This window comes from Variovorax atrisoli, assembly GCF_014195185.1.
Lineage (GTDB): Bacteria > Pseudomonadota > Gammaproteobacteria > Burkholderiales > Burkholderiaceae_C > Variovorax > Variovorax atrisoli.
Genome location: NZ_JACIBG010000001.1, coordinates 1,256,721 through 1,279,258, shown reverse-complemented (window position 1 = coordinate 1,279,258; position 22,538 = coordinate 1,256,721). Strand labels below are relative to the sequence as shown.

Below are 22,538 nucleotides of genomic sequence, written 5' to 3'. Positions count from 1 at the left end.
CGCGGCGCCGGGCGCGATTCCCCACCCTGTGCTCCAATCCGCCTTTTCGCTGCCTCATATTCACCATGGGAATGCCACTCTCCCTGCTTCGCATGCCCTCTCTGGACCTGGTGCGGGGTTTCGTCGCGGTGGGCCGGCGCATGAGCATCTCGCTCGCGGCGCAGGACCTGTGCCTCACGCAGTCGGCGGTCAGCAAGCAGATCCACGCGCTCGAATCTCTGCTCGGCGTGGCGCTACTGGTGCGCGGGCACCGCTCGATCTCGTTCACGCCCGAGGGCGAGCGGCTCTTTCGCAGCGCCGACGGCGCGGTGCAGCAACTGCAGGACGTGATGGGCGGCATCAGCCGGTCCGGCGAGCAGCGCCCCGTGACGCTGAGCGCGAGCATCGGCATGACCGGGCTGTGGCTGCTGCCGCGGCTGGGCAGGGTGCAGAAGCTGCATCCGGGCGTGGACGTGCGCGTGTCCTCCAACAACCGGCTGGCCGACCTGCGCAACGACGGCATCGACCTGGCCATCCGATACACCACGCCCGCGCTGGCGCCGGCCGGCGCGGTGCGGCTCTTCGGGGAGACGGTGGCACCGGTGGCGCATCCCTCGCTCGGGCTGCGCTCGCTCGATGGGCCCGGTGTGCTGTCCGGCCAGTGCCTTCTGGCCTTCGACGATCCACAGCACCCCTGGCTGCAGTGGAAGGACTGGCTCGCGTCGGTGGGCTGGGCCGACGCGAAGCCGCAGGCGGTGCTGCACTTCAACCAGTACGACCAGCTGATCCAGGCCGCACTGGCCGGGCAGGGCCTGGCGCTGGGGCGGCTGGAGCTGATCCAGCCGCTGCTCGACGACAGCAGGCTGGTGCGCATCGCGGCGCCCTCGCCGGCGCAGCCTTCGGGCCACGCCTACTGGCTGATCCAGGCCGAGGAGTCGCCGCGCGAGGACGTGCGCCACGTCGCCGAATGGCTGGTGGACGAGGCGCGAAGGTCGTCAGTCGGCTGAGGCCTGCGCCTTGCAGAACGCGATCGCCTCGTCGAGCCGGTCGTTGCCCCAGAACATCTCGTCGTCCACGAAGAAGGTGGGCGCGCCGAAGATGCCTTTCTCGGCCGCCGTCTCGGTCTGCCGCCGCAGCCGCAGCTTGTTGGCGTCCGACAGCGCCTCCTCGATGACGCGGTGCGCCGGCAGGCCAAGGGAGCCCAGCAGCTCGTGCATGGCCTGGGGCGAATCGATGTCGCGGTCCTCGGCGAAGTTCATCGACATGGTGCGGCGGCAGAACTCGCCCATCCACGGCTGCGAGGCACCCACCAGCGCGATGCGAAGCGGCAGCACGGCAGGGCGCGGAAAGTGGCTCGGCCGCTGCCACGGCAGGCCGTACTTGCGGCACTGGCGGGCCATGTCCTTCCAGGTGTAGTCGCCCTTTTCCTTCTGCAGCACGAAGGGCGACGACTCCCAGCCGAAGGAGCGGAAGATCGGCCCCAGCAGGAAGGGCCGCCAGCGGACGGCGATGCCGTGCGCGGCGGCTTCGGCCTCGATGCGCATGGTGCTCAGGTAGCTGTAGTTGCTGCCGAAGTCGAACCAGAACTCGATGGCGGCGCTCATTCGAACACCACCAGGCAGCGGGCCTCGATGCTCTCGCGCAGCGGCGCGTCGGCAGGCGTTTCGGGATGGTCGAAGGCAGCGTGCGGGGTGTAGCGCGAGACGCCGCCGAGCTGCGAGTCGTACTGCTTGAAGACCAGCGCCTCGTGCCGGTCCATCGCGGAGAAGTACGACCAGCGGTGCGTGGGCGAATGCGTCGCCAGGTAGATCTCGCCGGTGCGGCGCGGATAGCGCACCTCGGCGCTGACCAGGTCCTTCGCCATCACGGAGCGCGCGTCGCACACGGCCAGCGGCGTGTCGAGCACCGGCCCCTTGATCGAGCGCCAGACATTGACGATGCAGTAGCGGCGCACGGCCGCGGCCTCTTCGGGATCGGTCAGCACCAATGCGAGCCTGCGGCGGCCGGATTCCTCGGTGTAGTCGTTATGGATGCGCCCGTTGGCGGCGGCCCGGCCGTCGGTCGCGCGGCGGCCGAAGCTTAAAGCGGTGCGGTCGGCCTCGCGCCGGCGCACCAGGTGGTCGAACACGAAGGCGCGTGCGCCGCCGGTGACGGCCAGCGCCAGCTCGGCCACCTCGCGGTGGTAGACGGCGGTGACCTCCGCGTCGTCGAGGAAGTCGCGCACTGCCGTGGGCGCGTCGCGCAGCACGAAACCCTCACGCTCGATGTCGGGCGGCGTGGCGGCGGTGCGCGCGTCGGCGATCGGCATGGGGCGCAGTTCGTAGCTGCCGCTTTCCCAAGGCGTGTCTGGCGGCGGCTGGAAGGTGTAGCTGAAGGGGCGCAGGGCGGAAGGCTGGAGGTAGTTCAGGCCTGCGGTGACGGTGCTCTGGGTGGTCATGCGATGGCTCCTTTGGATGGGTCCATTGGAGCGAGGCGGCGCCTCGGGCTCAAACGACTTTTTGGCGCCTTCGCATGAGCATTGGGAATGTGAAAGTCGGCTGTAAAGAAGAAAAACAGGGAAAGCGGCGTTCCTGTTGTAGGCTGCGAAATACTGTATGAAAATACAGTTAACAGTCATCACCATGGGCCTTCCTTTCCTCGATTCCTTTTCCGCTGCCGCGGGCCGTGGCGTCTGGCATGCCGATGAACTCGGCCTGGCCGACGCTCAGGTCGTCGCCACCGGCCATGCGGCGCTCGACGCCGAGCTGCCGGGCGGCGGCTGGCCGGTCGGTGCGATGACGGAACTGCTGCTGCCCGCGCCGGAGGCCCATGTCTGGCGGCTGCTGCTGCCGGCGCTGGCACAGGCGGTGGCCACCCGGGGCGGGCCGGTGGTGCTGATCGGCGCGCCCTACGAGCCCTGCGGCGCCTCGCTCGCGGCGCAGGGGCTGCCGGTGGAGGCGCTGATGTGGGTGCGCAGCGAGGCCCCGGCCGCGCGGCTGTGGGCCTGCGAACAGGCGCTGCGCTGCGCCGACGTGTCCGCCGTCGTGGCCTGGCTGCCGCAGGCGCGCGTGGGCGAGCTGCGTCGGCTGCAGCTGGCGGCCGCGCAGCACGAGGTACTGCTCTTCGTGTGCCGGCCCGAGTCGGTGGCGCTGTCGGCATCGCCCGCGCGGCTGCGCATCCAGGCCGACCGCAGCGAAGCCGACGTGTCGCAGATCGAACTGCACATCCTCAAGCGCCGAGGCCCGCCGCTGGCCGCGCCGGTGATGCTGCCGGCGCGCAACGAGCGCATGACCGCGCTGTTGGCCGCCGCCCGGCTGCGGCGCAAGCTGCGCCTGCAGCAGCAGGGTGTGGCCCCTGCGGGCGAGCCGGCAGCCTCGGCCACGGTGGTGCGCATCGACGCGTGGAAAGGAGGCCCGGATGCACTGGATCGCCTTGCGGTGGTTGCCTGAAGCCGGTACGACCGACACGCCCGAAGCCCTGGCGGCGATGCCTACGCCCGAGTCCCTGGGCTGGTGGGCCCTGAAGTACACGCCCCACGTCGCCTGGCTCGACGAAGCCCTGATGCTCGAAGTCTCCGCCTGCGAGCGCCTCTGGGGCGGGCGCATGACGCTGATGCGCCTGCTGCTGGCCGACAACCCCGTGCCCGACGCGCGCATGCTGGGCGCACAGGGCCCCACCAGCCTGATCGCGCTGGCGCGGCTGCGCCTGTTCGCCCGGGACGAGAAACGGCCGAAGGAGATACCCGCCGGCCTGCCGCTGGACACCTTGACCGCCGCCCATGAGCACCTCGACCTGCTCGCGCGCCTGGGTTGCCGCAGCTGGGGCGATGTGGCTGCGCTGCCGCGCGGCGGCCTCACGCGGCGCTTCGGCACCGGTCTTCGCGAGGCGCTCGACATCGCCTGGGGCCTGCGCCCCGAAAGCCATTCGTGGCTCACGCTGCCCGACGTGTTCGAGCAGAAGCTGGAGCTGCCGGCGCTGGCCGAGACCGCGCCCGAGCTCATGTGGTCGGCCAATCGGCTGCTGACCTCGCTGCAGTTCTGGCTGCGTGCCCGCCAGCGCGGCGCGCGTGCGCTGGAGTTGCAATGGACGCTCGACCTGCGGCGCCTCAACGGCGTGAACCTGCCTCCACACGAGCAGCTCACCGTGCGCACGGCAGAACCCACGCAGGACATGGCGCACCTGCGCCGGCTGCTGTCCGAAAAGCTGGCCCTCGCCACGCTGGCCGCGCCTGCGAGCTGGATCAGGCTGCGCACGCTCGAGACCGATCCTTGGGCCGGCGCCAGCACCAGCTTCCTGCCGGAGGACAACCGCAAGGGCGACAGGCTGCACGAGATGGTCGAGCGGCTCAGCGTGCGGCTCGGGCCGCAGCAGGTGGTGGTGCCGTCGGCGCGGGCCGACCACCGGCCCGAGCGCAAGCAGGCATGGCGGCCTGCATTGCAGAAGGAGAAGGAAAAGGAGAAGCCGGCCGGCGACAAGAGCCGGAAGGAGGCTGCCGCGGCAGCTTCGCAGCCCGATGCCGTCTACCCGCCATGGCTGCTGTCCGAGCCGCTGCTGCTCGAGATGGACGGCGAGCGCCCGTGCTATCGCGGCCCGCTGAGCCGGCTGATCGGCCCGCAGCGTGTCGAAACCGGCTGGTGGGGCGACAAGGAAGAGGGCGGCCAGCCCGCGATGCGCGACTACTACGTCGCGGAAAGCCCCGAGGCGGGGCTGGTGTGGATCTTCCGCGAGCGGCCCGCCGCGCGCTTTTCTTCCGGCGAGGTCCGCTGGTACCTGCAGGGCTTCTATGCCTGAGCTGAGCGACAAGCAGGAGAGCAGGCGGCAGCCCGCCAAGGTGCATGCGCTGCCGGTGCCGTTGCGCAAGGCGCCTTCGCTCGAGTTGCCCGACTACGCGGAGTTGCACTGCCTGACCAACTTCAGCTTTCAGCGTGGCGCTTCGACGCCCGAGGACATCGTGGACCGGGCCTACCAGCTCGGCTACAAGGCGCTGGCCATCACCGACGAGTGCTCAGTGGCCGGCATCGTGCGGGCGCATGTCTGCCTGCGCGGCATGGAGCACAAGCTCGACGAATACGAGCGCGAGAACCCCGACGAGCCGAAGATCCCGCGCAACCCGACCTTCCGCCTGCTGTTCGGCAGCGAGTTCCGCTTCGAGCGCTTCAGGCTCGTGGTGATCGCGGACGACACCGAGGGCTGGGGCAACCTCTGCGAGTTCATCACCGCCGCGCGCAACACCGAGCTGCCCAAGGGCGAGTACCGCGTGAGCTGGGAAGAAAGCGACGTGGCCTCGCTGCAGCATTGCCAGGTTCTTTTCGTGCCCGACCGCAACCCCGGCGGCGCGATGGACACCGCCACGCTGCACGAAGACCTGCTGGCCGCCAAGGCGCTGTACGGCGGGAACCTCTGGCTGGCGGTTGAACTGTTCAACGAACTCGACGACGACCTCTGGCTCGTCTCGCTGATGCAGGCGGGCGAGGACGCGGGCGTGCCGCTGGTGGCTGCCGGCGACGTGCACATGCATGCGCGCTCGTGCAAGCCGCTGCACGACATACTGACGGCGGTTCGCGAAGGCAGGACGGTGGCCGAGTGCGGCTTTGCCCTGCAGTCGAACGCCGAGCGGCACCTGCGCCCGCGCATGCGGCTGGCCGAGCTCTATCTGTCGCGGATGCTGGAGAACACGCTGGTGGTGATGGAGCGGTGCAGGTTCGATCCGGAGGTGATCCGGAAGAACTACGAGTACCCGCTGGAGACCGTGGGCAACCACGAAACCCCGGCGCAGACGCTGGTGCGCAAGACGTGGGAGGGCGCTCGTAAGCGATATCCCGACGGCATTCCCGACAAGGTGCGAACGCAGGTCCAGAAAGAACTCGAGATCATCATCGACCTCAAGTATGAGATGTTCTTCCTCACGGTCGAGAACATCGTCAGTTTCGCCACATCGCAGAGGATCCTTTGCCAGGGGCGTGGGTCGTCGGCCAACTCTACGGTCTGCTTTTGCCTTGGCATCACGGCGATCGATCCGACCAAGGGCCACATGCTGTTCGAGCGCTTCCTGAGCCGTGAACGCCACGAGCCTCCCGACATCGACGTCGACTTCGAGCACCAGCGGCGCGAGGAGGTCATCCAGTACATCTACGAAAAATACGGCCGCGAGCGTGCCGCCATCGCCGCCGTCGTCATCTGCTACCGCTCCCGCAGCGCACTGCGCGACGTGGGCAAGGCCATCGGCATCGACGAGCGGCTGATCGACGAGTTCGCGAAAGACCACTACTGGTTCGACGACACCGTGCTGGGCGAGCAGCTGCAGCGGGCGTCGGAGCGTGCGGGCGTGCGGGAAGACGAGCTCAAGCTGGAACACTGGATCGAGATGACGCGGCGGCTCAAGGGCTTTCCGCGCCACCTGAGCCAGCACGTGGGCGGCTTCGTGCTCACGCACACCAGGCTCACGCGGCTGGTGCCGGTCGAGAAGGCGTCGATGAAGGACCGCTCCGTCATCCAGTGGGAGAAGGACGACCTCGAAGCCATGGGCATGCTCAAGGTCGACGTGCTCGCGCTCGGCATGCTCAGCGCGATCCGCCGCGGGCTGCAGCACATGAACCGCTGGCGCGGCTCGACGTTGCAGATGCACCAGATACCCGGCGACGACCCGAAGGTGTTCGACATGATCTGCGACGCCGACACCATCGGCGTGTTCCAGATCGAGAGCCGTGCGCAGATGTCGATGCTGCCGCGCCTGAAGCCGCGCAGCTACGAAGACCTGGTGATCGAGGTCGCCATCGTGCGGCCGGGGCCCATACAGGGCGGCATGGTGCATCCCTATCTCAAGCAACGCGAGCGCAAGAGGAAGGGGCTGGAGATACGCTACGAGAAGGACGAGCTGCGTCCCGCGCTGGAGCGCACGCTGGGCATCCCGATCTTCCAGGAGCAGGTGATGCAGATCGCGATGATCGCGGCCAAGTTCACCGCCGACGAGGCCGACCAGCTGCGCCGCGCCATGGCCGCCTGGAAGCGCAAGGGCGGCCTCGACAAGTTCCACGACAAGCTCGTGAAAGGCATGGTCGACAACGAATACCCCAGGGCATTCGCCGAAGCCATCTTCAAGCAGGTCATGGGTTTCGGCGACTACGGCTTTCCCGAGAGCCATGCCGCCAGCTTCGCGCTGCTGGTGACGGTGAGCAGCTGGCTCAAGAACTACGAGCCGGCCTGCTTCCTGGCGGCACTGCTCGATTCGCAGCCGATGGGCTTCTACAGCCCCTCGCAGCTGGTGCAGGATGCCCGCCGCCATGGCGTGGAGGTGCGCCCGGTCGACGTCACGCGCAGCGATTTCGACACCACCCTCGAAGCCCGCGACCCCCATGCCCCACGCATGCCGCCCGGCACCGACGAGCGCTATGCCGAACGCCTGGGCAACGAGAACCAGCCCGCGGTGCGGCTGGGCCTGAACCGCATCGCGAGCCTCAGCGAAGGCGGGGCGAAGCGTCTTCTCGCAGCCCGCGCGCAGGCACCCTTCACGAGCACCGAAGACCTCGCCCTGCGCGCCGAACTCGAAGGCAAGGACATGGCGGCGCTGGCCGCGGCCGATGCGCTGATGTCGCTTTCGGGCCATCGGCGCCAGCAGGTGTGGGACGCCACCGCGCAGCGACGAGCACCGGCCCTGCTGCGGGGTGTGCCGATCAACGAGCAGGCGCTGCTGCTGCCGGCCGCGTCCGAGGGCGAGGAGATCGTGGGCGACTACGCGGCGCTGCGGCTCACGCTGCGCCGCCATCCGCTCGCGCTGCTGCGCCCGAGACTTGCGCGCATGAAGCTGATGAGCGCCGCCGAACTGCGTTCGCTCTCCAGCGGACAGACCGCGCGCGCCTGCGGCATCGTCAAGGGACGGCAGCGCCCGCAGACGGCCAACGGCACCATCTTCGTCACGCTGGAGGACGAGACCGGCAATGTCAACGTGATCGTCTGGAGCCATGTCATCGAGGCCTGGCGCGAGCCGCTGCTCAAGTCGCACCTGCTCGCGGTGCAGGGCACCTGGCAGCGCGACGACGACAGCGGCGGCAAGGTGCAGCACCTGATCGCCACCGGCTTCAAGGACCTGACGCCGCTCATGGGCCGGCTCGCGCAGACCAACACCAGCCGGGACTTCCATTGACCCCGCGAAAGCCCCGAATGCAACCGATCGTTTTGCGCCTCGCGCCTTCCGGGACTTTTCGCTAACCTGTTTCCTCCATGTCCGAATCCGCCGTTCTCGCACTCGCCGTCGCAGGCCCCATCGGGCCACCGCCTCCCGCGCCCGACGTGCCCATTCCCGTGCCTCCGCCGCACCAGCCTCCGATGCCGCCGCCGGAGGGCGATCCGCCCCCTGCAGAGCCGCCCGTGACCGACCCGGGCTTTCCGCGTCCGGTCACGGAGCCGCCGCCGATGCAGCACGCAGAGGCGGGTGTGCCCTTCGGCAAGCTGCATGCGCGTCGCCTGCGCGAGATCTACCGCTCGGCCGGCTGGCCGTGCTGCGACACCATCGAGGTCGAGCTGCTCGCGGGCGGCTATCTGGAGCGCGTTCGCACGGCGCATGGCCACGAGACGCTGCGCGTGACCGACGCCGGCATCGCACGCATCGCGACCACCCTCACCATCAACCGCGCCGCGCTGTCGCCGCACGAGGCGCTGGTGGAGCGCGTGGCGCGCGAGATGACGCGCGGCGGCCGCATCGCATGGCGCGGCCTGGGCCTTCGGGCCCGCCTTCCGCCTCTGGAAGAGGGCGGAAAGCCGCGCTGGTGCATGGCCCGGCCTGACGTGTTCTCGATCCGCAACACCAGCGTGGAGGCCTATGCCCATCCCATCGTGCACGAGGTGAAGGTGAGCCGCGCCGACCTGCTGGGCGACCTGCGCAAGCCCGACAAGCGCGCGGCGTACCTCGACCTGGGTGGCGAGTGCTGGTACGTGCTGGGCAACGACGCTAAGGGCCGCTGCATCGCGAAGCCCGAGGAGATACCCGCCGAATGCGGCGTGATGGTGCTGGAGGGAGAACGCCTGGTGGTGGCGCGCGCCGCGGTGCATCGCGCCTTCGAGCGCATTCCGTTCGCGGTGTGGCTGGCGCTGGCCAAGGCCCAGCCGATCCCGGGCTTCGAGGACGACGCGCAGGACATGCTGGTCTGACCGGCGCTGCACTTGCGGTGCGCCGGCGCGGCACCGTCAGGTGATGGCGTCGTAGCTCCGGTGCGCGATGGCGACCACGTCGTCGGGCAGGAACTGGGTCTGCATCTGGCGAAGGCCCTCTTCGCGGTCTTCCGCGCTGGAGGTGCCGTCGAACATCCGGTCGCAGGACTCCAGCAGGCTTTTCACGATGCGCTCGTGGCGGTAGTAGGCGAGGGCCACCGCGTCGATGTCTTCCTTCTTCGCACCGTAGCCTTCTTGGAACAGCGCCTCTTCCCGCTGCTGGTTCCATGCGTGGCCGACACCACCGCCGATGAACATCAGGTCGCGCTCCTTCGGCGCGAGGATGAGCGCGTTCCAGCCGACGATGGCCAGGCGGTCGCCTTCTCCGTCGATATCGCCGACGAGCACGTTGCCCGCGTGGAGGTCGGCGTGGCAGGGCACCAGCTCCGGCCGGCGCTCGAGGAGGATGGAGGCGAGCTGCTCGCTGCGGTAGACGATGTTGTCGATCTCTTCCGCGTGCTCTTCCCAGAAGGCGAGGAAACGCCTGGCGATGTCGTCGCCCTTCACGTCGTTGATGAACCGGCGCTGGTAGCGGCGCACGCCTTCGCGCCAGCGATGGTCGTAGCGTTCGCGGGGAAGCGCGGCCGAGAGTGATTCGGGCAGCTCGGTGCGATGGATGGCGCCCAGTGCCGCGCCGAGCTTGACCCACTGGCCGTCACTCAGCGCGCGTTCGAAGCCGTTGCGGCCATCGAAATAGGGGTAGAGCACCCAGTCGAAGCCGTCGCCTCGCACGCTCAGCTCGCGGCCTGTTGCGGGCAGCGGTGCCATCACCGCTTCGATGCCTTTCTCGTGATGCAGGAAGGCCGGCACCGCGACCACGCTCTGGTCGAGACCGTTGCGGTGCAGCTTGAGGAAGTAGGCGGCGCCGTCGCTCGCGTCGATGCGGAAGGCCGCGGAGTTCGCTTCGGCACCCAGCGGCAGGAATTCGGCGCGGATGTCGTGCAGTCCGTAGGCACCGGCAAGAAGTTGGGTGATGGCTTCTTGCGGCAGGTCGGGAGGTGTGAGCATCCGGGGACTGTAGCGCCGTCGGATGATGGGCGCGCCTCAGTGCAGCGGGTAGGCGCCCAATGGTTCGTGCCGGAAGGGGTAGGTGAAGTGCGACCGGACCAGGCGGAACTCGGTGGCCGTCCAGCGGATGGGTTTCAGCGAGCGGGGGGCTGCCGCCTGTCCGGAATTTCGTGCGATCGTGATGTGCGGCGTCCAGCCCCGTTCGCCGACCCGCAAAGCGAAGCCGGCTTGCACCAATGCGCGGCTGATGTCGTGCTGAAGGCGCCGCAGGCCTTCGTGCTCCGAAGGCTGGACCACCGAGACATCGTTGGCCCATGTGCAGGAGCTGTCGAGCGTGAGCTGCAGCGGCTGCATCGACACTGCGGCGAGCGCCGTGCGCAGGCACTGTTCGGCGTGGCCTTGCTGATCATCGAGGTACTGCAGCGTCAGGTGCATGCGCTCCACTGGTGGAAAGGAACAGCCCTTCGGCCACAACCAGTCCTTGCGGTGCGCTTCGATTTCAGCCTGCACCTGCGTGGTGGGGAAGAGTCCGACGAGAAGTCGATTGCGCTCGGTCATGGTGTGCTCCTTGGGGTGGGTTCAGGATTCCGGCGGCCACCAGCTTTCTGCCGTGGTCCGGATGACGCGCGCAGCGTGGACGCGGATATCGTCCCGAGGGGCCCCGTCGTCGTGGTCCTTGTCGCGGGCCACCTTGAAGGGCCAGGTCGAGATCCGGCCTGTGCGGGTGCGGGATGGCTGCAACCGGTGCAGCCTGGAGAAGAAAAGAACCTGCGCGGTGGGCGCAGGCGGACTGGCGGTGGTCATGGGCGTCGCCTCGATGTTGTTCTTGGAGACGAGGAATTCTAGAGAAATACTGTATGTATGTACAGTATTTCGGGCGCCCGCAAACCCTTGAGAAAAAGGTCTTCAAGGCTGCGCCAGCGGACCCAGAAGTGCCTCGAGGTCGACTGCCGCCGCCATCGCCCTGTAACCGGCATCGCCCGGATGCAGGTGGTCGCCGGAGTCCATCGACGCCTTGAGCCGCGAGGGGTTGGCCGGGTCTCGCAGCAGGGCGTCGAAGTCGACCACGGCATCGAAGGCGCCGCCTTCGCGGATCCAGCGGTTCACGGCCTGGCGCACCTTGTCCTTGGCGGGCGAATGGTGGCCTTCGAGCGGCGTGCCTTCCAGCGCCCGTTCGTTCGGCGGGATGGTGCCGGCCATGATGCGGACGTTGTGGGCGCGGGCCATCTCCGCGAACTGCCTCAGGCCCTGGATGACGGTCTCGGCGCGCATGGCGGGCTCGTCGGGCGCAAAGGGGCCGCCAGGCCAGCCGATGTCGTTGGTGCCCAGCAGGACGATCATGGCGCGCACGCCCGGCTGCGCGAACACGTCCCGGCCCGCACGCTTCAGGGCCGAGCGGCCCATGCCGTCCTTCAGCAGGCGGCCGCCGGAGATGCCGGCGTTGAGCATCCCAACGTTCCGCGCTGCCAGCCGCTCGGCCAGGGCGTCGGGCCAGCGGGTATTGGCGCCGGGCGTGGAGCCGTTGCCATCGGTGATCGAGTCGCCGAGTGCGACGACGGTGGCCGGCGGCCGAGGCGTCTCGACGACCAGTCCGCTGAAGTAGACGCGGGTGCTCCATTGCGTGGCGGTCGCGGGCAGCCGTGCCGCGCCGGTCAGGTCGCCGTCGGCGACGTAGGCCGTCTGGCGCGCGTCGAAGTGGAAGCCCGAGGGCTGGCTGGGCCGCGGCAGGTAGAGCGACACGGCAAGCTCGGCGAGCGCGGGCAGGGCGATGTCCACCGGGTCGCTCACGAGGCGCGCACCGGGCGGCACGGTCACGTCGGCGTGCCCGCCGAAACGCAGCGGCCGGTCCGTGCCCTCGACGATGGCCGAGCCCTCGCCGTGGCGCGCTACGTGCGCGGCGCCGATGTACAGCGGCGCAGTGCCGCCTTCGTTGCTGATCACGACACGCAGCCGCGATCCGCCGATGCTCAGTCGCGCGACCTGCCGCACGGTCTGGCCGTTGAACTGGAAGGGCAGGCCGGTGGGCAGCACGAAATCGCCGCCCCAGACGGGCTGGGTGCTGGCCATCCAGCTGGGACTCCAGTAGGTGGCGGCAGCGGGTTCGGCGGCCGGTGCTGCGGCCGAGCCGATCAATGCGAGTGCGAAGGCGCCATGGCGCAGGGCCGAGGCGAGAGCGGATGTGGACATGGAGTTTTCCGGATGAAAGTTGAAGCGAGGCCACCACTTTCATTCATGCTCATCCAGATGGGTAGAAGGCAGAATGGCATCCACGCCATTCCATATCCGAATACATCATGGACACCCTGCGCGCTCTTGAAGCCTTCGTGCACAGCGTCGAACTGGGTAGCCTTTCGGGCGCGGCCCGCGCGCTCGGCACCACGCAGCCGACCGTCAGCAAGCTGGTCGCGGGGCTGGAGCGCTCGCTGGGCGTGCGCCTGCTGCGCCGCACTGCTGCGGGCCTGAGCCTGACCGAGGAGGGCCAGCGCTTCCATGAGCGTTCCCGGCGCGTGCTCGAGGACTACGGCGACGCGGTGGCCGACGCGCGCCAAGGCGTCCAGCAGCCGCGCGGCCTGCTTCGCGTGAGTGCGCCGGTGACCCTGGGGCAGCGGCACCTCAACGCGATGGCGCTGGAGTTCCTGGGCCTGTACCCCGACATCGAACTGGAGCTGGTGCTCGACGACCGCTTCATCGATCCGCTGGAAGGCCGCATCGACGTCTCTCTGCGCGTCGGCGGCACCTTGCCGCCCGACCTGGTCGCGCGCCGGCTGGGCTCATGGCCGCGCGTGCTGGTCGCTTCGCCCGAGTACGTCGCGGCTCGCGGCAAGCCGCGAAAACCGCAGGACCTGCTGTCGCACGACTACCTGCGCTATGCCCCGGGCGATGACGGCGTGCTGCTCGACGGCCCCGAAGGCCCGGTCGCGGTGCCGGTGCACAGCCGCTACCGGGTGAACAACGCGGTGGCGATGCTCGATGCCGTGCTGGGCGGCGCCGGCATCTCGCTGCAGCCGACCTGGATGGTGGCCGACCTGCTCGCGCAGGGCCGGCTGGTGCGCGTGCTCGGCCGCCATACCGGTCCTGCGCAGGAGATGCACCTGCTGTATGCGGCGCGGCGCCACCAGCCACAGCGGGTGCGGGTGCTGGTGGACTTTCTCGCCGAAAGGGTGGCGAAGCTGCCGGGGGCGTCGGCAGCCTGAGCTTGCCGAATTCCGATCAGTTCAGCGGCAAGCGCAGGTAGGTGCCGCGCAGCGCCTCCTGGCCGACGCTCGGCTTGCTCCAGTCGCAAACGCCGTTCGGGAAGATGGTCTGCAGCCGTGCCAGATCGGCGCCCGCGATGGTCACCGAGTAGTCCGCCGCATTGACCGGCTTCAGCTGGCACTTGAGAACGTCGTTCACCAGCGGCGAGCCGGCCACCATGCGCGGCGTGCTGAAGCGCGGGTAGACCTTGTTGCAGGCGGCGGCCGGATCGCTCGAGGCAGCCTCGTCGATGCGCTTGCCGGCAGCGTCCCAGCAGGCGTCATTGGCGCCCGCGGGCTTGTTGCGCACCACCTTGTCGATCGATGGCGCGGACGTGTCGGCGGCCATGTTGTCCAGCCACTTGTTGATGAGGTCGAGCGAGGCCGACATGTAGTCGACTCCTGACTTCGAGCCCAGCGTCCAGATGATCTGGTTGTCGCTGCGGCCGTTGGCACGCTGCAGCCTTGCGCGGATGATCAGGTCCTGCATCGTGTCGTGGATGTCGCCCACCGAATCGGCGTTGCCGCGCTGCGTGACGATCGGGATGTTCGCCAGACCCGGCCCCTTGAAGCTGTTCTTGAAGCCGCCCGAGTAGGTGGCCTTCAGCGCGTCGAGGTCGGCCTCGGAGCGCGCGGCCTGCGTGTTGCCGTCGCCGTCGTAGCCGCCGACCTTCTCGTTGAGGTCGAGGAACTCCTTCACCGAGATCGCGCCGCTGTTGAGCGCCGCCAGGCCGTACTGGACGCCGGTGTTGTCGATGGGGCGCCGGGCCTCCTGCGTGCCTGCGCGCTTGCCCAGCAGGTTCACGTTGGTCTGGAACAGGTCGCAGCGGATGCCGTTGGGGTTGGTCGCGCGGTTGAACACGTTCGACGCATTGGCCGGCTCCAGGAAGCCGCAGCCCGGTGCGTTGTCGGACTTGATGATGCTCGCGAACGAGAGGTCCCAGGCCAAGCAGGTGTTGGTGTTGAAGCCGTTCACCGCGTTCTGCTTGGCCGTGGTCCAGGTGGCCGTGTCGAGCTTGTAGACGTTGTTGAGCAGCCGGCACTCCATCACCTCGGGCATCAGCGTCTCGGGGAACGAAACGATCGGCTGGATGCCGTCGAGCAGGCCCGGGTAGAGCTGCGCGATCAGGTATTGCTGGATGGCGCCACCCGAGCCGCCGAAGCCGACGGTCCACTTGGGCACGGCGCCGAACTCCTCGATCACGTGCTCCTTCAGCATCATCAGCGTCTCGCCCTGCAGGTGTGGGTTGGCGTGCTGGTTGTTCCAGAGCTCGGTCGAGTTCATGAAGGCGAAGCCGCGCGAGAGCTGGATGTGGCCCGCGTCTCCGAGGATCGATTCGATGGGGTGCACGCCCTGGTTGTACTGGGCGGAGCCACAGCAGTCGAAGTACACGACCAGCTTCCTGTTCCATCCGGGGCCCGGCTTCCAGGTTGCAGGAGCGTTCTTCGCGGGGTTGTCGAGCACCGCGAGCCGGTACACGCCGCGGTTGATGGTGCCGGACTCCACGCGCACGATGTAGGGCACGGTGTTGCCATCGTTGGTGGTCGTGGTCGCGAGGTCGGCAGGGCGCGTGCCCGTCGGGTCCGAAAGCGGTTTGAAAGCATTGGAGGTGCTGCGGTAGTACCAGACCACCTGCGTCGCAGCCGAACAGTCGGCATCGAGCGGCGCGCCCAGGCCGTTCTGCACCGTGCGGCATTCATAGGGCGAGATGTGCGGGCCCGAAAGGATCGGGCCTGTGATCGGGTAGTTGACCAGCTTGACCTCGGTGCGCTGCGCACTGTTGTCGGCATTGCTCACCACCAGTGAATTGGTGCTGCCGGTGCTGCTAGACGCATCGGTCGTGAGCCCGGTGACGAGGCCGCGCAGCACGCGGGCCGTGCTGTCTGCCACCGGCACCTGCGCGCTCACGTCCTTGCCGTTGAGGCTCACGCGCACCTTGTCGAGCGCGACGCCCACGGGTGCCGTGATCTCGAGCAGCGTGTCGCCACCGCTGATCATGTCGGGCGCCGACGAGAGCGTCTTCACCTGGAAGGCCGCTGGCGTCGGCGTCGAAGGCGGCGGGCTGGCACCGGGAATGAACGAGAAACCGGGGCCGCTGTCGGAGCCTCCCCCGCATGCGGCGACCAGCAGTGCGCCGGCCATCGCGACGAGCCCGGCCGCAACGGCACGGGAGGGGCGAGGCCACGGAAAAACCCGCTTGCGCGGGCGGCGGGGTGTAGCGAACATGAACGTCTCCTGTGTTGTATGTCCTTGAAAGAATACGAATGGACGTTCCGGGCCGCGGTCGTTGCGACGACAGATGACGCGCGAATTGCTACAGGTAATCCCTGATCCCCACGATCCCGTCGGCGAGCCTGCCGCCCTGCAGGCGATGGAGGAGATGGTGCGGCGCTCCAGGTGGGCGTCGGCTCTTTCGCACGCCGATCTGGAACATGTGCTCGGCAGCATGCAGGAGCGGCAGTTCGCGCGCGGCGGCTGCATCGCGCGTGCGGGGGAACTGGTCGAGCACTGGATGGCGCTGATCGACGGCTTCGCCAAGATGTCGGTGGCCTCGGAAGACGGGCGGGTGTCCACGCTGACCGGCGTTTCGGCTGGCGTGTGGTTCGGCGAAGGCTCGCTCTTCAAGCACGAGGCCCGCCGCTACGACGTGTTCGCGCTGCGGCCCGCCCGCGTGGCACTCATGCCGCGCCGGACCTTCGAATGGCTGCGTGGCACCAGCGTGCCCTTCAACCACTACTTGCAGGACCTGCTCAACGCACGGCTCAGCCTCTTCATCGGAGCGCTGGAGCACGAACGCCTGCTCGACACCGACGCGCGCGTCGCGAACTGCCTGGCGAGCCTGTTCAATCCTGAGCTCTATCCCCATGCGCCTCGGTTCCTCGAAGTGGGGCAGATCGAGATCGGACTGCTCGCGAACGTGTCGAGGCAGCGCGTGAACGTCGCGCTGCAGCGATTCCAGGCGCTGGGGCTCATCCGGCTCGAAAAGCGCGGGCTGACCGTGCTGGACCCCGCAGGCCTGCGCGGCTACAGGGCCACGTGCAACTGTGCGCTCGCCGAAGAGGGCGGGCGCCATGGCTCAGGTGCTGCGTAGCTGGCGCGTGCCGACAGGCGTCTCCGGGCCCGTGCGCACGTTGCGCTCGATGAACTCCCGCGCAATCGCCTCGACGTTCGCCGGCGGCGGTGTGTTGAAGGACATGCGGTACTTCAGCAGCTTGCCGTTGCGCACCGCGAGGTAGGTGAACGAGTCGTAGGCCTTGCCGTCGCGCGCATGCACGAGGCGGAACGAGACACTGCGAAAAGTCAGCCCTTCGATGCGGACGTCCCTCGTCGGGCCGATCCGCGCGCTTGCATACACGCCCTGCGCTGCGGCGCGCTGCACCTCGGCGATGGTGCTTCGGAAGTGATCGTCGAACTGCGGATCGCCGACGCCCGGCTGCCAGCTGCGGTTCATGTCGTAGACATAGACGTCGATCCAGCCCAGGCTGCTCTCGAATCGATGGCTGTTGCCCAGTCCGGCGTTCAGCGCTTCGTACGACTTGGAGTTGATGTAGCGCCACTGCACCCCGGTCGGCTGGGCCGGCGCCGACTCGGTTGCGGCATCCGTGGCTGAAGGCGTCGTACCCGGAGCGCTGGCACATGCGCACAGGAGCGCGGAGAGGAACAGAGCGAACAGCAGCCTCATGAACTGGCTCCGAAGAAGGTGAAGCCGGATGCTACGTGATCGGGAGGCTGGACGAAGGCGTACTAGCGTGAGGCTTCGTGTGCGGTTGCCACCTTGCGTGGGCAATGCTCAGGGAGCATGGACTGGAGCGGGTGAAGGGAATCGAACCCTCGTATGAAGCTTGGGAAGCTGCCGTTCTACCATTGAACTACACCCGCATTTCATAACCCGTTGATTTCGAACGAGTTATAGACCTAAGTGCCTGATTCTACAGAGGAAAGAAGCCTTTTAGACTTCGACCGTGTTCCCAACGTCATCCGGTCACGACGACAGCCGGGAGTATAGGGGCATGTTGTTCGACGTTCGTGCTGCCAAGCAGCTCAAGCCTGGCGAGCATCTCGTCGTGGAGGGTTGCGAGGGGCTGCGCCTCGTCCCGTCCGCCTCGAGGGATGGCATGGACCTACCGCTACAAGCAGCCGGGAACGGGACGGATGAAGCAGCCCTGGATCGGGCTGTATCTGATCGTCGCTCGGGACGTCAATGATGCATTTGCTGGCGGCCCGTATTTCCGGTCCTTTACTGTGGAACTGCGACTGGAAGACTGGGTGTATGGCTACTCGGAACTTGGTCCCTCCGGTCCCGACATTGCCAGCGCGCCAATAGATCGCTTCCACATGAGGACGCTTCGGGCCAATGAGATCAGGCCGCTCGATTTGACGGCTGACCTTCAGCGGCTCTCTGACTTCCTAAATCTCCGGGTTCCATTTCTACCACCTACCCAACGGCTGAACGCGCTCATTCGAAATCGACCTCAGCCTCCTCGTAGTTGCCTTCATCATCGAACCGGATCACCACCGTCGAGGCACCGTAGAAAGCCTGAGTCGCATCGCGGCACTCAAGATATCCGCCGTCGGGAAAGCTGATGCAAAGTACCTGCGGCTCCATCGCCGCTGCGGCGGAGTCCACCTCACTTGCATAGCGGCGACGATCTTCTTCACTCGCCTCCGATCCGGCTGCTTCTGCTATCTCATCCGCAGCCTGTCGTCTGAGTTGTGCTTCGTTCTTCAACACCTTGGGCAGCAGCGCCTTGGCGTAGGCGATTGATTCGATCTGACGCTCCCGGGAATGATCTTCCTCGTCGAGGTCGATGAGCAGGCGGACGTGGTGCGTACCGACCTGAATGTCGCCCACCCATTCGGAAGTCTCCCAGGAAAGATTGCCGAGGACCGGGTCGAGGTTTTCGGCGAGAAGTTCTTCTGCGTGCGCCATATTCAAGTGCTCGTCTGATTGCTGATTGGGGCGGCGGCTCGTTGCCTGTGTCTTCTGGCGGGACGATGCCACCCGGGTTGCTCGACCGGTTCGCGCTGCATGAATCCCTCACCCAAAAACATGCCGGTTCGATGGCGGCCCCGGGAAGCAGAAAGCCCGCAGGACGCGGGCCGTTCCTCACACCGTCGGGGCTCAATACTGCAGGGCGTAACCCAGCAACCACTCCATCGTGCCTTGGCCTTCGCAGTCGGCTTGGTTGGAGGCGAAGTGGTGTGTCCTGCTGGCGTCGTAGCAGCGGTACAGGGGGTAGTGTTCGGCTGCGGTGATTGGAAGTCGGAGAAGCCATCGCCGCTGTCGCCACTGAGTGTGGAAATGGGAGTGGTCGCGCCTCCCATGCTCCAGGGTTCGAGGCCCGTCGCATAGTTGCTTGTCGCGTTGGCGGAGAAGCCGCGTCGTTCGTTGTTGGACAGCTTGACTTGGCTGAATGTCGTGTCGAGATCGCTGGCGGCCGGCCCCCGGATTGGTGCCGCGATCAGTGTCCGCTACTTTCTCGGCCAGTCCAGCGGTTGCGGGGTGCTGAACTCAAGCACAGGAGAGCCGTTCTGGTAGGCATTGAACTGCACCAGTATCTTCTGCGCCTTTTTGGCCGAGGCAATGAACTTCGCAGCTCCCTGGAGAAAGATGGTCTGGCTGCTGTGGTCGGACGGACCGTTTCCGCTAAATCTGACCGGAGGAGCGTCGTCGAACTTGACGGTGACCTTGCAGTCGTAGCTGCTGCAAAGCATCTGGCCCTTGTCAATTGAGATCAGGACATCGAGACCGTATTGTGGGTGCTGACGAACAGTTATGTAGCCTCTGTTTGTTCCCTTGTACGGGAAGTCGAAATTGAGGCTGTTGTCAGATACCGTTTGAGCCTCCGCCGACTTCTTTCCCGTCATCTTGTCGGTGGAAGCTTCATAGTTCCAGCCCACGGCGTGCGCCATCGAGCACGCGGCTGCCAACAAGGCGATGCCGAGTCTTTTCATTCCCTCACTCCTTTGGTTCGAGCCCATATCCTAACCTTTGGTTACGGACCACTCGTGGGCGAGAACCCCTGCTATTTCGGTTGAGGTGGGAAGAACCGCTCAATGTCCGCAATGGTCTGCTCGATGAGCGCCGTGCCCTCCGGATGCTCGACCAGATCCACCAGCAGATTGGCCAAATTCTTTCGAAGAGTCGGCCGCTGCTGAGCGGCGATCTGGGCCAGGTACTCCACCAGCGCTCGCACTGACGGCTCGGCATCAGCTCCGACGAGCTTGAGCGGCGACCGCTCGGTCTTCGGGCCCCTTGCCAGTCTCCAGCCATTCCGGCGAGACACGCAGCGCCCTGGCGATGGACACGAGTTCCCGCGGGCGTTGCCTCAGGCCGGACTCGATGTTGCCGATGGCGCTCTGCTTTACACCAGCCTCGTCTGCCAGCCGAACCTGGCTCCAGCCAATCTCGCATCTCTGCTCTCCGATGCGACTGCCGATGGACATCGTCGCTACCGCTTCGCTGAGTCTGCGTGGCATCGCGAGCATCGCGGCCTGCTGCGAGCGTGATCATGTTCAGGCCGGCCTCCAAGGTCTCCGGACCGTCACCCGACGGGCCGCGGCTACACTCCACACGTCGAAATGGCAGGCTTGGTCTGGGTAGGCCCAAGCCCTTTCCTTCTCTTCAAAGGAAAGCTCTGGCCGCGCACGCAGTGCGTGACCCCCGACAGTCCCGCGCCGCCGTGCGCTTTGCGGGCCTGTCCAGCGCCATCGATGGTGAGTGGCTCGTTCAGGTCCTTGTTGACGGAGCCATTCCATGACCATCCAGCATCCCTCCAAACCCATCGTTCTCATTCACCTGGCCGCCAGCGTACAGGGCCGTGCCGTGGTGCGCGCCGCGCTGGCTCGGGGGTTCCGAGTGCGAGCCCTGGTGCGTGACCGCGCCGGAGCCAACGCGTTGCCATCGGGCCCAGTCGAATGGGTCGAAGCCGACCTCGACGATGCAGAGGCCCTGCGCGCCGCCAGTGCCGGAGTGGGCCATGCCGTGCTGCAGGTGCCTACCGGCCCTGCCGACACGATGGCCGCCCGGGCGGCCCGTGCCGCCACCGCGCTGGTCGATGCTGGCGTGCGTTCGATCGTGCTCAAGCTGGCCAGTGCGAGTCGGCCCACTCAGTGCGCCGAACCGAGTTTCGTCGGCAACGCCCGCGTCGAAGATGCCGTGCGGCGAGCCGGTCTGGCCTGCGTCACGGTCCGGCCCACGATGTACCTGGACAACCTGCTCAAACCGTCGGCACGCCGGGAGATCGTCGAAGACGGAGTTTTCTCACTGCCGATCGCAGCCTCTCAGCGCATTGCCTGGACATCTGTCGATGACTGCGCCCGTGCAGCGGTTGAGTTGTTGGAGTGCAGCGCCACGGGCGACTACCGCATCGCGGGGCCGCAGAGTCTTGATGGCGATGAGCTTGCGGCCTGTATCTCCGCAGGTCTTGGCCGACCCGTCGCCTACCGCGCACAGGCCATTGACGTGTTCGAACGTGAGGTAGATGCCACCATGGGCGCGGGAATGGGGAAGCGCATTGGCTCGAAGTTTCGATATTTCGAGACCCACCCTGAAGAGGCGGACTCGATCCTGTCCCGGCCTTACACGCCTCAAAGTGGCTTGGAAGAATTCAAACCCACCGACGTGCAGACATGGATACGTCTGCACCAGCGGGACTTTCTTTGCGACGGCGAGCCCCAATAGCCAATTGCCGCGGTGATGACTGTGCCCTCGGCGCACAAGCAGGTTCAGGTAGGCTGCAATGCTGAAAGCCAGAAGCGCAGGCTTGATGCGGCCGTCCGTGAGCGTGATCGATACAGGTCCGGCAATTGACGACGCAGCGCCCGCGGCGGAAGAAGAGCCAGCCGAGGCCTGATTGTTGGCGTAGGTTTTCAGTGAAACTGCGGTGTTCTCACCGGCGGGTGTGCTCTTACCATCGAACTGCACCCGCATCTGACAAGCCGCCGATCGAAAGCCTGCCGTCGACGACAACCTGGAGTACAGATGCATGTCGTTCGAGGCTCGCGCTGCCGCGCAGGCCATTCGACCCCAAACGCCCACCGAGCATGAACCCCAAGTCCGCAAAAATCGCCCTTCAAGCCTTCTTCGTCCTCTCCACGGGCTCGGCCTTCGCTGGCAGCATCACATGCACTCCTGCTCCTGCCGGCGCAGGCCCGGCCTCCTGGATCCGCCGGATCGCCATCGACGACCACTCGCGCACGGTCAACATGGACGTGGTGCGTCACAGGACGAAGGAAGCGGACACCATGGGCAAGATCAGGGCGGACCTGCTCGGCATCGAGGAGGCCCCGGGCGGGGAGCCTGCCTACGTGTTCAACGCGATTGCCGCTGACGGCGCCGAAGTCACGCATCTCTTCAGGCTGCACAAGGCCGGCGAATGGCGGCTGGCGAGTGCGGGTGTCGTGTTCGTCGGCAAGGTGCCGACGTTGCGGACGATCGAGCCCGGCAAGGTCTTCGACTGCAAGCGCTCTGAGCTCGGATAAGCGCTTCTGCGCTCGCCCTCGAAATATTTTTCGAACGCTGCCTCTTTGGTGGGCACCGTGTTGCAGGCCACGCCCAGCAACGCTTCCGAGCGATGCACACACAGTTTTCCACAGCATTGTCCCCATCGGAACGGGAAAACCCGTCATCGGCTTGTGCTAGGCGATCTGGGCGGGATCGGATGCTGGAAAAGGTAGGTGCAGGGTAGGCGGGCGCCGACAGACTGCGCTGCCCTCGGGGAGGAACATGCCCTTTACCGCATCCCTGCGGAAAGGAGCGTGAAATGACGTTCGATTTCCTGTTTCGACCGAATCACACCGCGTACCTGCGGCGCGCGGCAGCCCTCCTGGAAGAGGCACAGATGGCGCGCATCGAGCACCAGGCTGCGGCGGAGCACCACAGCGCGCTTGCCAGGATGTACGCCGAACGCGTCCGGCGTCTTGAGAACGAGCTCTATCGCCAGCCTCAGGGCGCGGCGCATGGGGCAGGGCCTTCGGCTGAAGCTGGTGGCTCCCCGGACGAGCGGCCCCAGCTGTATTCGCTGGACGGGAGCCGGAAGCCCGGCCTGAGCTCGGCGATCTGAGCACTGCGGGCCGGCGCAGGCACGCCAGGCACCCGGCATGGTCGGGGCGTTGGTTGCGTGCGCCTGTCA

The 22,538-nt window shown here is 67.0% G+C and carries 22 protein-coding genes and 1 tRNA gene; 10 read left to right on the top strand and 13 right to left on the bottom strand.

Annotated elements, in window-relative coordinates; genetic code table 11:
• Window positions 1–71 precede the first annotated feature (71 nt).
• Window positions 72–986, top strand: coding sequence for a LysR substrate-binding domain-containing protein (locus tag FHY06_RS06060; RefSeq protein ID WP_184603859.1), 915 nt, complete (start codon window positions 72–74; stop codon window positions 984–986).
• Here the strand turns inward: FHY06_RS06060 and FHY06_RS06055 are convergent.
• Window positions 975–1,583 (bottom strand): 2-hydroxychromene-2-carboxylate isomerase, encoded by a 609-nt coding sequence (locus FHY06_RS06055; RefSeq protein WP_019652088.1) that lies wholly within the window; start codon window positions 1,581–1,583, stop codon window positions 975–977. The genes FHY06_RS06060 and FHY06_RS06055 overlap by 12 nt on opposite strands.
• Entirely contained in the window at window positions 1,580–2,416 is an 837-nt protein-coding gene (locus FHY06_RS06050) for a CmcJ/NvfI family oxidoreductase (protein WP_126182170.1), read from the bottom strand. Before FHY06_RS06050 ends, FHY06_RS06055 begins: the two co-directional genes overlap by 4 nt.
• 184 nt (window positions 2,417–2,600) lie before the next feature.
• Here FHY06_RS06050 and imuA point away from each other — a divergent pair, with 184 nt between their 5' ends.
• From imuA to FHY06_RS06030, 4 genes are all read left to right on the top strand, one after another.
• Window positions 2,601–3,407, top strand: a complete 807-nt coding sequence (imuA, locus tag FHY06_RS06045) for a translesion DNA synthesis-associated protein ImuA (RefSeq protein ID WP_126182169.1) — start codon at window positions 2,601–2,603, stop codon at window positions 3,405–3,407.
• Window positions 3,376–4,749: a Y-family DNA polymerase gene (locus FHY06_RS06040; protein ID WP_184603857.1), complete on the top strand. Its 1,374-nt coding sequence runs from the start codon at window positions 3,376–3,378 to the stop codon at window positions 4,747–4,749. Before imuA ends, FHY06_RS06040 begins: the two co-directional genes overlap by 32 nt.
• On the top strand, window positions 4,742–8,098 hold the full coding sequence (locus FHY06_RS06035; protein ID WP_184603855.1) for an error-prone DNA polymerase: 3,357 nt from the start codon (window positions 4,742–4,744) through the stop codon (window positions 8,096–8,098). Before FHY06_RS06040 ends, FHY06_RS06035 begins: the two co-directional genes overlap by 8 nt.
• 77 nt (window positions 8,099–8,175) lie before the next feature.
• On the top strand, window positions 8,176–9,102 hold the full coding sequence (locus tag FHY06_RS06030; protein WP_019652093.1) for a hypothetical protein: 927 nt from the start codon (window positions 8,176–8,178) through the stop codon (window positions 9,100–9,102).
• Between the two features lie 36 nt (window positions 9,103–9,138).
• Here the strand turns inward: FHY06_RS06030 and FHY06_RS06025 are convergent, their stop codons facing one another.
• From FHY06_RS06025 to FHY06_RS06010, 4 genes are all read right to left on the bottom strand, one after another.
• On the bottom strand, window positions 9,139–10,170 hold the full coding sequence (locus tag FHY06_RS06025) for a phosphotransferase enzyme family protein (protein WP_184603853.1): 1,032 nt from the start codon (window positions 10,168–10,170) through the stop codon (window positions 9,139–9,141).
• A gap of 36 nt (window positions 10,171–10,206) precedes the next feature.
• Window positions 10,207–10,728: a 2'-5' RNA ligase family protein gene (locus FHY06_RS06020; RefSeq protein ID WP_184603851.1), complete on the bottom strand. Its 522-nt coding sequence runs from the start codon at window positions 10,726–10,728 to the stop codon at window positions 10,207–10,209.
• A 21-nt stretch (window positions 10,729–10,749) separates the two neighbouring features.
• A complete protein-coding gene (locus FHY06_RS06015) occupies window positions 10,750–10,974 on the bottom strand; it encodes a hypothetical protein (RefSeq protein WP_184603849.1) in 225 nt (74 codons plus the stop codon).
• Window positions 10,975–11,076: 102 nt separating this feature from the next.
• Window positions 11,077–12,357, bottom strand: coding sequence for an SGNH/GDSL hydrolase family protein (locus FHY06_RS06010; RefSeq protein ID WP_184603846.1), 1,281 nt, complete (start codon window positions 12,355–12,357; stop codon window positions 11,077–11,079).
• A gap of 107 nt (window positions 12,358–12,464) precedes the next feature.
• Between FHY06_RS06010 and FHY06_RS06005 the strand changes: the two genes are divergently transcribed.
• The gene (locus FHY06_RS06005) at window positions 12,465–13,364 is read left to right on the top strand and encodes a LysR family transcriptional regulator (protein ID WP_184603844.1); all 900 of its coding nucleotides are present in this window, start codon (window positions 12,465–12,467) and stop codon (window positions 13,362–13,364) included.
• 16 nt (window positions 13,365–13,380) lie between these two features.
• Here FHY06_RS06005 and FHY06_RS06000 read toward each other — a convergent pair whose 3' ends face one another.
• A complete protein-coding gene (locus tag FHY06_RS06000) occupies window positions 13,381–15,630 on the bottom strand; it encodes a DUF6351 family protein (RefSeq protein WP_184603841.1) in 2,250 nt (749 codons plus the stop codon).
• Window positions 15,631–15,703: 73 nt separating this feature from the next.
• On the opposite strand from FHY06_RS06000, the gene FHY06_RS05995 reads away from it, so the two are divergent.
• Window positions 15,704–16,495 (top strand): Crp/Fnr family transcriptional regulator, encoded by a 792-nt coding sequence (locus FHY06_RS05995; protein WP_184603839.1) that lies wholly within the window; start codon window positions 15,704–15,706, stop codon window positions 16,493–16,495.
• On the opposite strand, the gene FHY06_RS05990 is transcribed toward FHY06_RS05995, so the two are convergent.
• The 6 genes from FHY06_RS05990 to FHY06_RS35135 form a co-directional block, all read right to left on the bottom strand.
• Complete coding sequence (locus tag FHY06_RS05990) at window positions 16,481–17,086, bottom strand: hypothetical protein (RefSeq protein WP_184603837.1); 606 nt, start codon at window positions 17,084–17,086, stop codon at window positions 16,481–16,483. The genes FHY06_RS05995 and FHY06_RS05990 overlap by 15 nt on opposite strands.
• Before the next feature lie 123 nt (window positions 17,087–17,209).
• Window positions 17,210–17,283, bottom strand: a tRNA-Gly gene (locus tag FHY06_RS05985).
• 577 nt (window positions 17,284–17,860) lie between these two features.
• Complete coding sequence (locus FHY06_RS05980) at window positions 17,861–18,334, bottom strand: hypothetical protein (protein ID WP_221404099.1); 474 nt, start codon at window positions 18,332–18,334, stop codon at window positions 17,861–17,863.
• Window positions 18,335–18,876: 542 nt separating this feature from the next.
• The gene (locus FHY06_RS05975) at window positions 18,877–19,359 is read right to left on the bottom strand and encodes a hypothetical protein (protein ID WP_126182139.1); all 483 of its coding nucleotides are present in this window, start codon (window positions 19,357–19,359) and stop codon (window positions 18,877–18,879) included.
• 71 nt (window positions 19,360–19,430) lie between these two features.
• Window positions 19,431–19,601, bottom strand: coding sequence for a hypothetical protein (locus tag FHY06_RS05970; protein WP_184603833.1), 171 nt, complete (start codon window positions 19,599–19,601; stop codon window positions 19,431–19,433).
• 13 nt (window positions 19,602–19,614) lie between these two features.
• Window positions 19,615–19,851: a helix-turn-helix domain-containing protein gene (locus FHY06_RS35135; RefSeq protein WP_409327441.1), complete on the bottom strand. Its 237-nt coding sequence runs from the start codon at window positions 19,849–19,851 to the stop codon at window positions 19,615–19,617.
• Window positions 19,852–20,161: 310 nt separating this feature from the next.
• On the opposite strand from FHY06_RS35135, the gene FHY06_RS05960 reads away from it, so the two are divergent.
• The 3 genes from FHY06_RS05960 (at window position 20,162) to FHY06_RS05950 (ending at window position 22,469) form a co-directional block, all read left to right on the top strand.
• The gene (locus FHY06_RS05960) at window positions 20,162–21,088 is read left to right on the top strand and encodes an SDR family oxidoreductase (protein ID WP_184603828.1); all 927 of its coding nucleotides are present in this window, start codon (window positions 20,162–20,164) and stop codon (window positions 21,086–21,088) included.
• A 362-nt stretch (window positions 21,089–21,450) separates the two neighbouring features.
• The gene (locus FHY06_RS05955; protein WP_184603825.1) at window positions 21,451–21,888 is read left to right on the top strand and encodes a hypothetical protein; all 438 of its coding nucleotides are present in this window, start codon (window positions 21,451–21,453) and stop codon (window positions 21,886–21,888) included.
• A 281-nt stretch (window positions 21,889–22,169) separates the two neighbouring features.
• Window positions 22,170–22,469, top strand: a complete 300-nt coding sequence (locus tag FHY06_RS05950; protein ID WP_019652109.1) for a hypothetical protein — start codon at window positions 22,170–22,172, stop codon at window positions 22,467–22,469.
• The last annotated feature ends 69 nt before the right edge of the window (window positions 22,470–22,538 follow it).